Raw genomic sequence first — 16,177 nt, forward strand, 5'->3', positions numbered from 1 at the left:
ATGAAAAATATTAAAGCAGTTGCCTCTGATCTTGATGGCACTCTTTTACTGTCAAAAAGCTATATTGGGGCCTTTACAGAACTTGTAATTAAAAAATTAACAAAAGAAAAAAAGAAATTCATAATAGCAACAGGAAGAAGTAAAAATGAAATCATTCAAATTACAAAAAAAACAGATCAACTGCAAGTTTCATTTTTTATTACATTAAACGGAGCAAAAGTTTACAATCAAGAATGGGAATTAATAAAAAGTCACAATTTATCTGCTGAAGTGGTAAAGAAGATTTTAAATTTAAGAGACGAAAAATTTAGTCATATACCTCATTTTTTACATAAAGCAGATCAAAACGACGACCAATTAAATATTGACATCAAGACTAAAATTGCAATTGATCAATGCAAGAAATTGCAAAAAAAATCCAACATCTTCAGACATGAAATAGTTAGCCCACTCAATAAAATTCAAGAAGTTAAAGACTTTAGCAAGCTTGAAAATTTTGAAAATGTTGCAAAAATAATACTAGCTGGCAGAGAAGAAAGCCTAATAGAATATGAAGCAATGATTTTAGAGAAATATCAAGGAGAAATAAATACATACCTTTCCACTCCAAATTCACTAGAAATTGTAGATCATAAAGTCTCCAAAGGTAATGCATTAAAAGAAGTTCTTAAAACTATAAATATTGATTTAAGCGAAACCATAGCTTTTGGAGATGGATTTAATGATACTGATATGCTAGAAAATGTAAAAAAGGGATTACTAATGGGAAATGCAAATTATAGATTAAAAGCAATGCTTCCTTACTTAGAAGTAATAGGAACAAATGATGAAGAAGCTGTTGCAAACTACATTAATGAGAATATCTTAGAAGAACCATTCAGGAGGAACAAATGGAGAAAGATTTAATAAAATATGCAGAGCTTATAATTTTAAAGGGAATTAATTTACAAAAAAATCAATGTGTTTTAATTCAAGGTTCAATCGACAATTATGATTTTTTGAAAATATTAGCAAAAAAAGCTTATGAACATGGAGCTAAGTATGTCAAGCTAAATATTAAAGACATTGATATTTTAAAATCAAGACTAAAATTTTCACAAGAAGAAAGCTTGGAGTTTATTCCCAATGCCGAAAAAAGCTTTTTAGAAGAAATGGTTCAAGACAAATGGGCAAGAATAAACGTCGATGATACAGAAAATTTTGAAGACTTAAAAGAAAGCATTGGTCAAAAAATGTCAATTTATCAAAAAGCATTAAATCTGGCAAGCAAAACCTTATCGCAAGCAATAATGAGTAACGAAATAGCTTGGTGCGTTGTTTGTGCGCCAGGTCCAAAATGGGCTTCCAAAGTTTTAAATAAAAAAGAAGGAAGTCAAACTTTAGAAGAATTTTTCAAAATACAAAAGAAAATATTATTACTCGACAGCGAAAATCCAATAAAAAGTTGGGAATCCCATGGGGCAAAACTTCACGCAAGATGCAAAACATTAAATGAACTTAACCTAGAAAAGGTAATTTTTAAAAACGAAAAAACAAACTTGGAAGTATATTTGCTTGAAACTTCTCTATGGACAGGTGGAAGCGAAAAAATCAAAGGAACAGAAATAGAATTCAATGCAAATATGCCAACAGAAGAGGTTTTTACAACTCCAAACTATAAAAAAACAAATGGCATTGTGTACGCCACACGACCTGTAATGGTTCTTGAAACACTAATATCTGGAATATGGTTAAAATTCGAAAACGGGAAAGTCGTTGAATTTGGCTGTGATGATGAGAAGCAAAAAGAAATATTAAAATCACACATTGAAACCGACATTCAAGCAAAATATATAGGAGAAGTAGCACTAGTTGACAGCAGCTCTCCTATTTATCAAAGCAATCTTATTTTTTACAGCACATTATATGATGAGAATGCAAGTTGTCACATAGCGTTAGGAGCTGCATATCCATCTTGTTTAAGCAATGAAGAAGATTTAAAGACAGATATCGATAAACTAACTTACGGATGTAATGTTTCATTAATACATACAGATTTAATGATTGGAAGTGATGACTTAAATGTCATTGGTGTAGACAAAAATGGTAAAGAATACACAATAATAAAAGCCGGTAAATTTGCAATCTAAAAGGAGGCTTAATAATGATAAGGGCATTGCTTACCAATGATCTTTTTTTATCTTGTCTTGTATCAGGAATTTCTGCTCAAGTGATCAAATATGGTATCCAAACCGTAAAAACAAGAAATTTAAAACTAACTCCAGCACATCTTTTAAAAAAAATTTTTCTAGAAACGGGAGGCATGCCAAGTAGTCACTCATCAACAGTCACTGCTCTTTCAACCTCAATTGCACTAACTGAAGGAATAGATACAAATTTTATAATAGCTCTTGCATTTGCCCTTATTACAATAAGAGATTCTTTCGGGGTGAGATATATGTCTGGAGTTCAAGCAGAATATTTGAATGCATTATCAGAAAAATTAAAAAAAGAAATAAAAATTGACACAACAAAAATAAAAGTGGTCAAGGGACACAAAAAAAAAGAGGTTCTAACGGGCATAATAATAGGAATAATCTCTGCGTATATTGTGTGCTATTTTTAGCATAGGAAAAAATAAATGGTGCGTTTTTTAGGTTTTTTATATTTAATTACAACAATGCCACTTATCAATTCCTGCAATATAGCTCAATTTGGAGACTACAAGCCTTTATACTTTGAAAATGAAAACGATCTAAAAACTGCCAATGAATATATAAATTCGCTGGGGTACAAAACAATCTCAGAATACACAACAAAAATTGACATTTTAGACTTTCCCGAAAATAAAAAAATAACAATTAATGAGGCAAACAAACTTAACAATCTTGACCTGAGAAAAAGTATATTTTTAAAAAAGCTTCCCAATCTTTTCAACACAGAAAATAAAAAACTTCTTTATGTTGAAAGCAGGTTTAAAACTATAAATTTTAAAAAACTAAAAAAAGAACTCAATATTAATGCCGACATACATTCTCTAGATTACAAAACAAAAATTAATTTTATTTCAAGCATAATATTTCTAATCATAATAATTTTATTAATTTTTCTAGACCCAGCAAACTCTATATTTACTTTAATTTTTCTATTAATTTCATCTCTTACTTTTATGATAAGTAAAGAAATAATGTATTTTTATCCACTTACGATTCTCTCTTATTTGTTATTTTCAATAATCGGTAATTTTAACAAAAATTACAATAACATATATTTAAAAGAAATAAATTTTTTAACACTAATGACAAAAATAAAACATTTATTATTTTTATTTATATTCACAACCCTATATTTCATTGCAATCACAACCTTTTTTACTACAAACATTGATCCCACTTTGATTGCATTTGTTGCAATGCCAACCCTTTGCATTTTCTTAATTTCCAGCTGGATCAAAACAGAAAGCCATTTTAAAGATACTTTCTTATTCCCAATCGAGATTAAAGAGAAAAAAATAGAAGGAAAAAAAGCTTTAAAATCAAAAATAACAATACATCTGTTGCTATTTACACTCTCATTAATTCCTTTTGCTTATTCAAGCTATATGCTAAATTCTTATGAAAACATTAACTACCTTTACAGTAAAAAATTAAATTACTTTGATTATTTAAATCCTAATAATATTTATATAATGCTAGGATACAACAAAGACATACCCAACATCATAGGGTACTTGTCCCACATTCTTTATCAAAACGAACTAAGATACAATATTACCGCTAAATATGGAAAAATGCCTAAAGATATAAAAGAAAATTACTTTGAAATCAAAAACGACAAAATAGAAATTAATCCTAAAATTGTTTACGAATTAGACAAATCATTTATTGATGAAATTCTTAAAAAAGATCTTGCAAGTCTGTTTTTAAAAAATAAAAATCCAATCCTAATATATAAAGAAAACAAAAATAATATCAACACAGATAAAAAAAATTACAAAATACTTTTCTTTTTCTCTTTACCCTTCTTTGTATTACTATTCCTATTTAAAGCAATAAGATTTACAATTCTTTTAAACATAAATGAAAAAACCTATAAAAAGTATATTCAAGGATAAATAGCTAATGCTGGATTTAGAAAAAGTAAAAACAATTTTAAAAAAATACAATAAATACGAAGTAAACATTAAAGAGATTCAAATACCTGAATATGCCCTAATACCCCTTGAAACAGAAAATTCAAAATCCATAATATACATAATTGAAAAACAAAAAATAGAAGAAAATCAAATTTTATCTAAAAACTCAAACATAGAGCTATACACATACTCTCCAATATCTGGAATAGTAGAAAAAATATACACAGCAAATTTCCCAGATGGAAAAAAATTAAAATCAGCATTAATCAAATTTCAAGGAAAAATAAAAACCGAAAAAACACCAATTGAAGAAGGGGCTTCAAGAGAAAAAACCTTGGAAAAATTAATTCAACTGGGAATTCCTTGGTTTAACGAAAATTCTTTATTTCAATTCATAAACAAATGTAAAAAAATAGACAAAATGATTTTATTAACAAACGGAAAAGATGCATTTACAAATATTTCAGAAGCACTGATGGCAGAAAAATTAGAAGAAATTTTTTCAGGATTCCAAATAATCGACAAAATATTTAAATTCAAAGAAATAATAATAATATCAAATAAAGACAAACTTAAAAAAGAATTCGAAAAATTGAGTATTTTTAAAAACAGAAAAATAAAAATTAAATCTTTAGAAAATGCATATCCTTATACAAATCACGAAATGATAATGCACTTCTTATACAATAATAAAAATACAAAAGATGATATAAACCCCCACAATAATATTTTATTGGCAAATATTGAAGATTTATACAACGCAAATCTTGTCATAAAAAATAACAACCCTTATAAAGAAAAATTTGTAGCTATAAATGGAAATAAAAAAATAAAAAGTAGAATACTAAAAGTAAAAATTGGAACATCTTTCAGCCAGCTAATAAATGAGAAAATTGATACAAAAAAATATGAAATTTTTTTAAACAATCCGGCCAATAAAATAAAAATCAATACATTAAACATACCGATAACAAGAGATATTTATAGCCTCACCATATTAAAAAAAAAGTCAATATATGACAAAATTAAAGCATTGTTTATATCTAGCTTTTCGCCATTGCAAATGGAAAATATTATTTTTTCATTTTTAAAAAATGAAAAAATAAATAATAACAGCAAATTAAAAATATTTAACTATACAGACAAAGAAGTAGAAGAAGAAATACATAAGGTTCAAAAAGAAATTAAGGGCAAAATTCTGAATGAAAGTCCAACAAATGAAGCAATATACACTGAAAACAATTTAAAAGACATATATTTTGCTATCATACTATCCCTATCACCTAGCCTAATATTTTCTTTCCTAAATAACACAAAATTCATGACAGACACTTTGCTGTTAATATTTATTAGTGTATTAATCTATATACCTATAATGCTAAAAATTAATTACAAATGTTTGTCTTTTTTTGTTTACGCCGCCTTAATAATAAGCATTATATTGCCCTTGGATTTAGAAATTACACTAAAAATAATCTGCTTATTATTTACTTTTTTAGTATTCTTTTACTTTTTCAGACTATCAGCATTTTTAGCAAATCCCATATTAATTTCTTTTATGTTTTTTGTATTAAATTTTCCAGTAAGTTTTAAGCAAACCTATCAAGAGGAACTTAAAAACTCAAATTCAATAATTCCAACCTGGAATGAAATAATTGAAACAAATCCAAACATAAAAAATTTAAAAAATTTAAATACCTTGACAAGATATGAAAACAAAAAAATAGATGCAATTGAAAACTTTGTAAATCAAAACATTTTTTCTGCTCTTAATATAATTGTTACAAGATTTCATATTGAAAGTCTTTTGGGAGTTAATAATGAAAAAAAAATATCTCCTATCTTGCTTTATTTTGGACTCTTATTAATAGTTGGTAAATATATAATCAACAAATTAATACCATTGTCATTTTATATAAGCTTGATGACAATCTCATACATAGCACATCATATAGGAATGCTAAGTCACATCAGCTCCGATATGTTAACATTACTCATTTCTCCAATCCCAATGCTGTTAATATTTACAATGGCAACAGAATTGCAAATAACACCTCACTTTAAATTTGAACAAATACTCTACGGATCAATATTGGCATTTATATACTTTTTAACATTAAGCTATATTCCTTTTGAAACTTTATCGGTTATAATATCTATTTTCATCTTACAAACAAGCTCAAACTTAATAAAAAAATATAGCTTAACCTTCAAAATTAAAAAAATAATGCATGTTTTGAAAACAAATAAAGAAAAATCACTCAAAACCCCTCTTGAAAATGAAAAGGATATAATAAAATTATGACTAATAATTTAATTACATACTTGATTATTAACAACTTAACCTTAATACACTTTGTTGGACTTGAGGATATAAAAATAAAAAACAATACAATCCTAATAAAAAAATACATCATAATAACACTTACTTCTTTATTAATATATTCAATATCGTTTTATCTCTATAAACTGTTTGTAAAGAATAATTTACTATTCTTAATGCCAATTTTTTATGTAATTTTAATTTACGTGTTGATATTATCATTTAAAGTATTAAATGATATATTTATTGTTTACAACAAAAAATCAAATTATTCAAACGATTTCATGCTTTCAAATAGCAGCTTAATTGCAATAACATTTTTTGCGCTTGATAAAAATAACGGATTTTTTGAAGGTTTAGAAATACTTGTTCTATCTGCACTTGGCATACTAATAGCTTTAATGTTAATAACATCAATAAAAAAAACCTTTGATAACAACCCTAAAATCAATATATTGGAAAACGAACCAATATATTTTTTTATAATGTTTATTTTATCTTTAATTCCAAATATAATTATATTAATATACAATCAATAATAGCGAGAAATAAAAATGAAAGAAAAAATAAATGCATTGCTCAAACAAGCCGAAGACATTTGGAGGAAGCTTTGACAAAAATGAAATTCAAGATAAAATCGAAAAATATGAAAAAGAAATAAACCAAAAAAATTTTTGGAATGATCCTAAAAGAGCTCAAGAAGTAATTAAAGCTCAAAGTATCTTAAAAAACAAAATTGCTCCATGGGAAAAGCTAATAAATAAAATAAAAGACTTAAGCGATTTGTGCGAAATTGTTGAAAATGAAAAAGATACTAACAGCTTGGAAATCGAATTTAATGCACTTGAAAAACAATACAAAGATTTACTCACAATTTTTTACTTCAAAGAAGAGCTTGACGCAAACAATGCTTTTCTAACTATTCATTCTGGAGCTGGAGGCACTGAAGCATGTGACTGGGTTGCAATGCTTTACAGAATGTATTCAAGATACGCTGAGAGAAAAAAATACAAAACAGAACTTATTGATTTACTTGAAGCAGAGGGTGGAATCAAATCTGTTACAATAGAAATCAAAGGTGAGTATGCTTATGGGCTATTGAAAAGTGAAGTCGGAATACATCGTCTTATAAGAATTTCTCCTTTTGATGCTGCTAAAAAAAGACATACCTCTTTTGCATCAGTATTTGTTGATCCTGTTATTGATGATAAAATAGAAATAATAATCAAACCAGAAGATATAAGAATTGATACATATAGAGCATCGGGAGCCGGAGGACAACATGTCAACAAAACATCTTCTGCTGTAAGAATAACTCACATTGAAACAGGAATAGTAACTCAATCTCAAAGCAACAGGAGCCAACACAAAAACAAAGACTTGGCAATGAAAGTTTTAAAATCAAGACTTTACGAATACTATAAGAACAAAGAAGATGAAAAAAACAAATCCAAGCAAGACACAAAAAAAGAAATCTCTTGGGGCAACCAAATAAGATCTTACGTATTTCAACCTTACAATTTGGTAAAAGATCACAGAACAAAATTTGAAAATTCAAACATCACTTCGATTATGGACGGCAATATAGACAATTTCATAGAAGAGTATATAAAATGGAAAAGCTTAAACTAAAGCTAGTAGTAACATTGCTAGTATTTACAATATGCAAAATACACTCTCAAAGTAATATTGAGTACAACTTTTCTTATATCATCAATACAAAAAAAGAAAATATTGATCTGAAAAAGGGAATTGAAAAACAATTAGACAAAATCTATGATAAAATAGCAGAACATATAGTAAACAATGATGATAAGAACATCATTGAAGACATTTATATAAATCAAGATATAATAAAAACAGAACTTGAAATTAGCAAATTAAAAAAAGAAATGGATAAAAAAAAACTTCAAAACATAATAACCGCAAAAGAAAAACATAACACCAAAACCAAAATTGATGAGCTTAAAAAAAATATTCAAAATATTAACAGTAAACAAAAAAAATTTGCAGAATATTTTAACAATTTAAAAAAATTAAAAGTAAAATATAAAAAAATCGAAGAACAAACAAATATATCAAATTTAAATAAAGAATTTTTCATAAGAGAAGAATTGTTTTTTATTAACTATATTGACCTAAAAAAAATAGAAAATTATTATTTGCTAGAAATTAGCAACATCACTTCTGAGAAAATTGAAACTACAAAAGCAGTATTTAAAACATCATCTTCTGTTAATGAAATTGCAGATCAAATAACAAAATACAGCCTCAAAGAAATATTGGGCAGAGAATTTTTAAAAATCAATATTAACGTCAAAAATAACCCAGATGCAAAAATTTATATAAATGAAAAATTTGTTTCAAAAGGAATCTACTACGATAATATTTTCGACATTTCTAAACTTCCAAATAAAGAAATTGAAATACAAATCACAAGTACAAATTACGAAAACTATTCTATTAAAAAAAAGGTAAAAAATGCAGACTCAATAATATTAAATATTGACTTAAAAAGAACAATCTCTAAAAAAGTATCAATTAAAAGCAATGTACAATCTAAAGTTTTTAAAAAGGGTATATTTATAGGAGAAACTCCAATTGAAATTGAAAAACCAGAAAATCAAGACATCATTTTGCTTAAATCTAAAGGATATAAAGATAAATTCAAGTTAATAAATAAAAAAGAAGATCAAGTAGAAATAGAAATGATAAAAACCAATAAAAATAGACTTATCGACACAAGAGATAAATTTTATGTAAATCTGGCTATTTTTACATTAAGCACAATAGGAACCATTTTTGCAGGAACATTACTTAACAATTCAGAAGCACTTTATAAAATAACGGGCAATCACTTTATTAACAAAAGATTAACAGCAGAAGATGTTTATATGGCAAAAGCAGAACAAATGACTGCAACATTTCTATTTGGAGCAGGCATCACCTTAACTATTGGAAGTTTTATCTCATTAATAACTCATTTAGTAGAATATATTAAAGAAGCAAATATGGGAGAATAGACTTAATAATCTGCAAGAAAATAGGAGAACAAACTTTTGAGCATTTTAGAAAAAATAAAAAATTTATTTAAAAGCAAACAACAAGAAAATGTTATTGAAAATTTAGAAGACATTTTATTAGAATCAGACATTAATAATGAGATTGTAATAGAAATAATAAATAAATTAACAAAAGAAAAAAATAAAAACGAAAAAACTATTATTGAAAAACTAAAAGAACTTTTAAGTAATTATATTAACACAAAAAAACTTACTCTAGAAAATAACAAATTAAATATTTTGTTAATAGTTGGCATAAATGGAATTGGAAAAACATCAAGCATAGCAAAACTTGCAAATAAATTAAAAAATGAAGGCAAAAATATATTAATATCGGCTGCCGACACATTCAGAGCAGCTGCAATTGAACAAATGAAAATTTATGGAGAACAAATCGGAATCAGAATAATATCTCAAAACCAAGGAAGTGATCCATCGGCTGTGATATTCGACAGCATATCAAGCGCTAAGCTTAAAAATTACGATGCATTAATTATTGACACAGCCGGAAGATTGCAAAATAAAGAAAATTTAATAAAAGAACTTCAAAAAATAAACAATGTAATATTAAAGCAAATAAAAAACACCAACATCAATTACCAAAAAATACTTGTAATAGATTCTACTATTGGAAAAAATGCAAATAGCCAAGCAGAAATTTTTAATAAAGCAATAGAAATAGACGGAATAATAATCACGAAACTTGATTCATCTTCCAGAGCAGGCACAATAATAAATATTTCAAAAATTCTTGAAAAGCCTATATACTTTACTACATTTGGAGAAAAACTAGAAGATATTAAAGAATTTGATATCAACGAATATCTTAATAAATTGCTATGAAAAAAAAACAATTAATACTTATTCTATTTATACCACAAATTATTTATACAAAAAGCTATTTTGCATCTGATGTATTTTTCAATAAATACCAAAAATTAAATGAAAAGCCAAAAATGGGATTTTACATTGAATATTATTCTATTGATGATACTGAAAAGCTCTACTTATACAAAGATAATAACTTAATAAAATACAAAACAATTCAAATCATAGAAAACACAAAGAAAATTACATGTTATGATACAAAAGATATAAAAAGGAAAGAAGAGGTTTACGACAATTTAAATAACAAAATACAAGAAATTGAATATGATAAAAAAGGAAAAATTCTTGAAACGGTAAATTACTTTTATGAAAACGAAAACTTAATATATAAAAATTTAAAAACAATAAACCAAAAACCAAAATTAATATATTATTCTAAAGACGAAAATGGCAAATTACTAAAAATAACAGGATCAAATTTCCAAATTTGGAACTATGGAATTAATGGCGACATAAAATTACATATTTTGATATCAAAAAAGCAACAACAAAAGTGATAAAATATGATGACAAAAAAAGAAATTCAAACAGTACAATAATTGTTAATAATAAAATAAAATCCAAAGAAAAAAACCAATATCTAGATGAAGAAAAAATAGTAAATACCTTTGAAGAAGAAAATACAAAAATCATATCCACCTACAAGGCAAACAACCTAATTAAAGAAGAAACATATAAAAATAATGAACTTATAAAAATAAATGATTTTCAATACAACGAATCCGATATGATAATTTTTCAAAACACTAAAGAAAAGGATAATGACCAATACACAAATACTAAAATTGAATACGAATATAACAAGGACAATCAATTAAAAAGCAAAAAAATCTATGAGAACGATATAATTTATCTAAAAACAGAATACCACAATGATAATGAATATGAAGAAGAAATATACTACAATAAAAAACCTGCTCTTAGGGTAAAACACAAGAACGGAAAAGTTACCGAAGAAAAACCAATAGGAACAAATTAAATGGATATAAGAAATTTTTTGCTTAAAAGATTAATACTAGAAGAAAAAAATAGCCTAGCTCTTACAATTGTAATAATATTAAGCATTGCCTTAGGCGAAATAATAATTATCCTAACAATATCAATCATGAATGGTTTTCAAAACGATTTTTTTCTTAGCATTACAAATGTAGAAAGTGGAAACTTAAAAATAGAAAATGAACTAACTCAAGAAGAAATCAAAGAAATTAAAAAGATCGAAGGAATAAAACATATAAATAAAATATATGAAACACAAGGCATTGGAATTCAAAATTATTATTATCCAACTATTTTAAATATCATTGCAGTTGATATTAAAGATCTAAAAAAAGACCAAAATTTCATTTCATTTACAGGACTTAAAAAAGATGAACTGAATCTTAAAGAGAATGAAATCATTATTGGAAATGTACTCTCCCACAATTTCAACTTATTTGAAAATGATCCCCTAGAATTAATAATAACCGATGAAATAAAAACACTTTTAGCACTAGAAAAGGATATAAAAAGCTTTAAAATAAAATCGATTTTCAAAAGTAATTATGCAGAAATAAATGAAACTTTAATTTTTATGAATATAGACTATTTCATTAACAATAAAATTTTACATAATTCTAGTATTAATTACCAAGTAAAAACAAAAAATTTAAACCCAAGTAACAAATTAATTGAAAAGATCAAAGCTGTTAATCCAAAAATTATAGCAAAAACTTGGAATGAATACAATAAAGAATTTTATAAAATATTGAAAATAGAACGAAATACAATGTTAATTATTTTAGCAAGCATTTTCATTGTTATTGCCGTTAATACATATTATCTTCAAAAAAGAATAATAATAAACAAAAATAAAGCTATTTTAATACTATTAGCCATTGGACTTAGAATAAAAAAAATAAAGCAAATTTTTTTTATTCATTCAATAATAATCTGCACTATAGGGGGACTTCTTGGTTTGGCGCTGGGAATTTCCATTTCCTTAAATATAAATGAAATTTTAAAAATAATTGACAATATGGTAAACATTTCAATAATTTTTTTAAATCAAATATTGGCTTTAAAAATAGCTGGCATTAAAATACAAATAGTAAAAAATATGATTACTCCTAAATTATTTTTAAGCGATTTAGCATTTACCTTCTGCTTTGCATGCTTTTCTACGATGTATTCAAGCATGAGGGCAACAAAAAAAATTGAAAGCCAAAAAAACATTGAAACTATTAATGGGTAGTAAAATGGAAAATATATTAATTATAAAAAATCTTTGCAAGGCATATAAAAAAAATAAAACAAAAATTCAAGTAATAGAAAATTTAAACTTAACTGTAGAAAAAGGTGAATTTATTTCGATTCAAGGAAAAAGTGGTTGTGGAAAATCAACTCTTTTTAATATGATTTCGGGGATTGATAAAATAGATTCTGGAGAGATAATATCGTGTGGAATATTTTTGAAAAATGCAAATGAAAAAACATTAAGTTTGTACAAAAACAGACAAATAGGTTTAGTATTTCAAAATTATAATTTAATAAATGAATTTAGTGTAATTGAAAATATAATTTTACCTCAAATTATCTCAGGCCAAAAAACAAAAGAAACAATAAATAAAAAAGCTTTCGATCTAATGAAAATACTAAAAATAGAAAACAGAGCAAATCATTACCCTTCAGAGCTTTCGGGGGGCGAATCACAAAGAGTTGCTATTGCTAGAGCATTAATCAATGAACCTAATATAATATTGTGTGATGAACCTACGGGAAATTTAGACTTAAGCACGGCTAAAACCGTAGAAAATCTACTTATCAATACAGCAAAAAATTTTAAAAAAACCTTAATACTAGTTAGTCACAACCCGCAATTTGCAAACAAAGCAGATTCAAAATACGAATTCAAAGATAGGACATTAAAAAAATTATGATACTAAAGCTCTCAGAAATTACAAAAATTGCGTATTTAATTTTTAAAAATTCAACAAATAAAATAGCTTTAACAGGTTCTGGAATATCATTAAGTTTGGTAATGATCCCATTAATTATTGTTTACTATATGTCTAGCAACATTATGACTTCTACTATTAATAGATATATCGAAAGTGAAGGATTTTCAATGCAAATAGAATACAACGACACAAATAAAACTCATTATCTAAAAAACAGATTAAGCTTATTGAAAAAAAAATATAATTACAAGGATTTAAATTATTTTTTTGAGAAAAGAACTTATGGAATTATTGGAAATAATAAAAAACAAGGTGCATTAATAAGAGCAATAGAAAATAAATTCATATTAGAAAACAAATCAATAAAATTAATAAAAGGTACTAAAAATTTAAAAAAGGATTCTATACTCATTTCAAATCAAATAAAAAATAAACTTAATTTAAATCTTAATGAAAAAATTGATATTTTGATTCCAAATACAAAAAATGATAAAATAATACCCAGAATAAAAAAATTTAATATCTCAGGAATAATTGAAACCGGATTAAAAGATATTGATAATAATTTGGTATTGATTTCTTTTAAAAACGAAAATTTAATGTCAAAAAAATTTTCAAAAAGTATAATTGGACTTAAAACAAATTCCAATTCCATAAAAAACAATGAGATCTTAAAAAAGAATTTAGAAACCGAATTTCAAGAATTCCAAATAAAAACATTCTATGAACTTTACTCAAATAAATACAATAATCTAGATATAAGTAAAAAGCTTTTAATATTCATTATGGCTTTGATTATAATATTTGCAAGCATCAATATATCTTCGTCCCTTTCAATGCTTATTTTTGAAAATAAAAAGAAAATTGCAATACTAAAATCAATTGGAATGAATAATTTAAACATAAAAATAATATTTCTTTTGATATCGCTCACCTTAAGCACTACCTTTTGTGGAATTGGAATAATAATTGGAAATTATTTAACACTCAAAATATCTTATTTAATAAACTTTATTGACAATATTTTAAATTTTTTTTTAAAAATATTTGGAGAAGAAAATTCTGAAATATTAAATTCAGAATATTACGTATCTGAATTTCAAATACATTTAAGCCTAAACTTTAGTCTAACACTTCTTGGCCTTTATATGTTAATAAACATTTTAACTACATTGATTCCGCTTAGCATTGTCTCAAATCTAAAAGAAAAAGAAATATTAAGATAGTTTAAAATTCTATTTAATCATCACATTATAAATTTTAATAGAAGAAAAATCCTTTTCAATTGTAGGATAAATCTCATTTGGGAAAACTGTACTAATTGTAAAACTCTGCTTGGATTTAGATTTTAGAAAAGAATTGGCAGAAGAGATTAATTTGCGTCTCAAAGATCTAATAACTCTACCTTCCTTATCAATATAACCAATTTCAATCTCCAAATTTTTAATAACATCTTTTGAAGAATTAAAAACTTCTATCACGGTATTTGCCTTAGAAATCCCAAAAGATTTTTGAAAATAATTTCCAATATATTTAAATTTTAATATAAAAGAATCTGAATCAAGATTCACACCAATTTTATCATCAACATTCTCAAAAAAATCAATGTCAATAATATTTAATACTATTTTTTTAGGATTAACATCGATAGCTCTTGGTATGCTTGATATAACATCAATTGGAATATAAACATCTTTACCCCATTTTGCAGAAAAATCACTTTCTTTAGTAAAAATCCGATTAAACACAGATTTGCCAAGATCATCGCAAACTGTAACTCTGTAAGAAATCTTTTTAACAGGGTGCATTGTTGAAACAATCCCCGCTTTAAGCTGATACAAATGTGCATCTTCAAACACCAAAACTTTAGCATCCTCTATTTCCATGTAATATAGATCTTTGGGACTTGAAATAAGATTAACGGCTTCAACTACTAAATCCGTAGCCATAGTAATAGGAGGAAGACCTTGCGATGTGAAAGAGGGAGCAAATTTTTCTTTTAAAGCCATTTTACCATTCCCATTCATACTAATAAAACTCTGAAAAGATCTGTAAGTAATCAAAGAAATGCAAAAAATCAAGATAGAGCTTATGACTAATATTAACATTCTATTCTTAGATTTCTTCAATTCATAATAGTCGATTAAATCTAAATCATCTCTTATTCCAAATTCTTTTGCTTGTAAAGTTACATGGATCATTTTTTTTTTAGATTCTTTAGTATTTACCTTATTAGCAATGTCCTTAAAAAGAAAAAAAAATAAACTAAACATTGATTTGTCGTGAAGAGAATAAAAATAGATAGATTCAAGCTCTCTAAAAGCAGCATCTATCTTGCCTATATCAACAAATCTTTTGGCTCTCGCATAAGATCTTCTAAAATGAAGTCCAATATTTTCAATATCATTATCAGAAATATCTGATACTTCAATAATATTTTTAATACTCTTTTTACTTAAAATTTTATTTCTATACTTACTAAGTTTTGATAAATAAATCTTAATTCTATCTTCAGATGTTTTACTATTCATTATCTTCTAATTCATCAACTTTTTTTAAAAGCCAATAAGCAATATTTCTAGCAGTGGTCTTTGTAATAGAAATCCCTATAAAAGAGTTGATTAATACTATTTTTCCCTCTTCTCCACTTTTAAATTCTTTTGAAGCCTCTTCTAAAACACCTTCTTTGGTTTTTGTGTAAGCAATCTCCTCAGAAATCTCTGTGGACTCAAAAACAAGATCACAAAAAATTTCTCCTGTATTAGTTACATTCCCATAAATATTATTAACAGGAACTAATTTATAATCTTCAGCTTTTTCAAACCTATAAATTACTTCTTTCATATAAACGAGT

Annotated in this window: 14 protein-coding genes and 1 pseudogene; 13 read left to right on the forward strand and 2 right to left on the reverse strand. The window is 25.6% G+C overall.

The genetic code is table 11. The features are described from left to right. The 13 genes and pseudogenes from QIA00_RS00335 (at nucleotide 1) to QIA00_RS00395 (ending at nucleotide 14,549) form a co-directional block, all read left to right on the forward strand. Nucleotides 1-906: an HAD family hydrolase gene (locus QIA00_RS00335; protein WP_316256839.1), complete on the forward strand. Its 906-nt coding sequence runs from the start codon at nucleotides 1-3 to the stop codon at nucleotides 904-906. Then, nucleotides 891-2,129, forward strand: a complete 1,239-nt coding sequence (locus QIA00_RS00340; protein WP_316256841.1) for an aminopeptidase — start codon at nucleotides 891-893, stop codon at nucleotides 2,127-2,129. Before QIA00_RS00335 ends, QIA00_RS00340 begins: the two co-directional genes overlap by 16 nt. A gap of 14 nt (nucleotides 2,130-2,143) precedes the next feature. Continuing rightward, nucleotides 2,144-2,605 (forward strand): divergent PAP2 family protein, encoded by a 462-nt coding sequence (locus QIA00_RS00345; RefSeq protein ID WP_231014675.1) that lies wholly within the window; start codon nucleotides 2,144-2,146, stop codon nucleotides 2,603-2,605. A gap of 15 nt (nucleotides 2,606-2,620) precedes the next feature. Then, nucleotides 2,621-4,093 (forward strand): hypothetical protein, encoded by a 1,473-nt coding sequence (locus QIA00_RS00350; RefSeq protein WP_316256842.1) that lies wholly within the window; start codon nucleotides 2,621-2,623, stop codon nucleotides 4,091-4,093. A gap of 7 nt (nucleotides 4,094-4,100) precedes the next feature. Further along, complete coding sequence (locus QIA00_RS00355) at nucleotides 4,101-6,419, forward strand: RnfABCDGE type electron transport complex subunit D (RefSeq protein WP_316256843.1); 2,319 nt, start codon at nucleotides 4,101-4,103, stop codon at nucleotides 6,417-6,419. Next, the gene (locus tag QIA00_RS00360) at nucleotides 6,416-6,976 is read left to right on the forward strand and encodes a hypothetical protein (RefSeq protein ID WP_316256844.1); all 561 of its coding nucleotides are present in this window, start codon (nucleotides 6,416-6,418) and stop codon (nucleotides 6,974-6,976) included. The genes QIA00_RS00355 and QIA00_RS00360 overlap by 4 nt, the downstream gene beginning before the upstream one ends. 15 nt (nucleotides 6,977-6,991) lie before the next feature. Beyond that, nucleotides 6,992-8,069, forward strand: a protein-coding gene (gene prfB / locus QIA00_RS00365) for a peptide chain release factor 2 (RefSeq protein WP_316256845.1) whose coding sequence is annotated in 2 segments (ribosomal slippage) — nucleotides 6,992-7,048 and nucleotides 7,050-8,069 — 1,077 coding nt in all. Because the reading frame shifts where the segments join, the coding sequence is not laid out codon by codon here. After that, entirely contained in the window at nucleotides 8,051-9,460 is a 1,410-nt protein-coding gene (locus QIA00_RS00370; protein WP_316256846.1) for a transcriptional regulator, read from the forward strand. Before prfB ends, QIA00_RS00370 begins: the two co-directional genes overlap by 19 nt. Before the next feature lie 36 nt (nucleotides 9,461-9,496). Continuing rightward, entirely contained in the window at nucleotides 9,497-10,342 is an 846-nt protein-coding gene (gene ftsY, locus QIA00_RS00375) for a signal recognition particle-docking protein FtsY (RefSeq protein WP_316256847.1), read from the forward strand. Beyond that, a pseudogene (locus tag QIA00_RS00380) lies at nucleotides 10,339-11,366 on the forward strand (hypothetical protein). Before ftsY ends, QIA00_RS00380 begins: the two are co-directional and overlap by 4 nt. Beyond that, on the forward strand, nucleotides 11,367-12,617 hold the full coding sequence (locus tag QIA00_RS00385; protein WP_316256848.1) for an ABC transporter permease: 1,251 nt from the start codon (nucleotides 11,367-11,369) through the stop codon (nucleotides 12,615-12,617). A 4-nt stretch (nucleotides 12,618-12,621) separates the two neighbouring features. Beyond that, a complete protein-coding gene (locus QIA00_RS00390) occupies nucleotides 12,622-13,302 on the forward strand; it encodes an ABC transporter ATP-binding protein (protein WP_231019498.1) in 681 nt (226 codons plus the stop codon). Further along, the gene (locus QIA00_RS00395; protein WP_316256851.1) at nucleotides 13,299-14,549 is read left to right on the forward strand and encodes an ABC transporter permease; all 1,251 of its coding nucleotides are present in this window, start codon (nucleotides 13,299-13,301) and stop codon (nucleotides 14,547-14,549) included. The genes QIA00_RS00390 and QIA00_RS00395 overlap by 4 nt, the downstream gene beginning before the upstream one ends. Nucleotides 14,550-14,558: 9 nt before the next feature. On the opposite strand, the gene QIA00_RS00400 is transcribed toward QIA00_RS00395, so the two are convergent. Together QIA00_RS00400 and QIA00_RS00405 are read right to left on the reverse strand one after the other, a co-directional pair. After that, nucleotides 14,559-15,857: a hypothetical protein gene (locus tag QIA00_RS00400; protein ID WP_316257644.1), complete on the reverse strand. Its 1,299-nt coding sequence runs from the start codon at nucleotides 15,855-15,857 to the stop codon at nucleotides 14,559-14,561. Then, complete coding sequence (locus QIA00_RS00405) at nucleotides 15,847-16,167, reverse strand: hypothetical protein (RefSeq protein WP_002656160.1); 321 nt, start codon at nucleotides 16,165-16,167, stop codon at nucleotides 15,847-15,849. The genes QIA00_RS00400 and QIA00_RS00405 overlap by 11 nt, the downstream gene beginning before the upstream one ends. Nucleotides 16,168-16,177: the final 10 nt, after the last annotated feature.

The organism is Borreliella americana (genome assembly GCF_032595795.2).
GTDB classification, from domain to species: domain Bacteria; phylum Spirochaetota; class Spirochaetia; order Borreliales; family Borreliaceae; genus Borreliella; species Borreliella americana.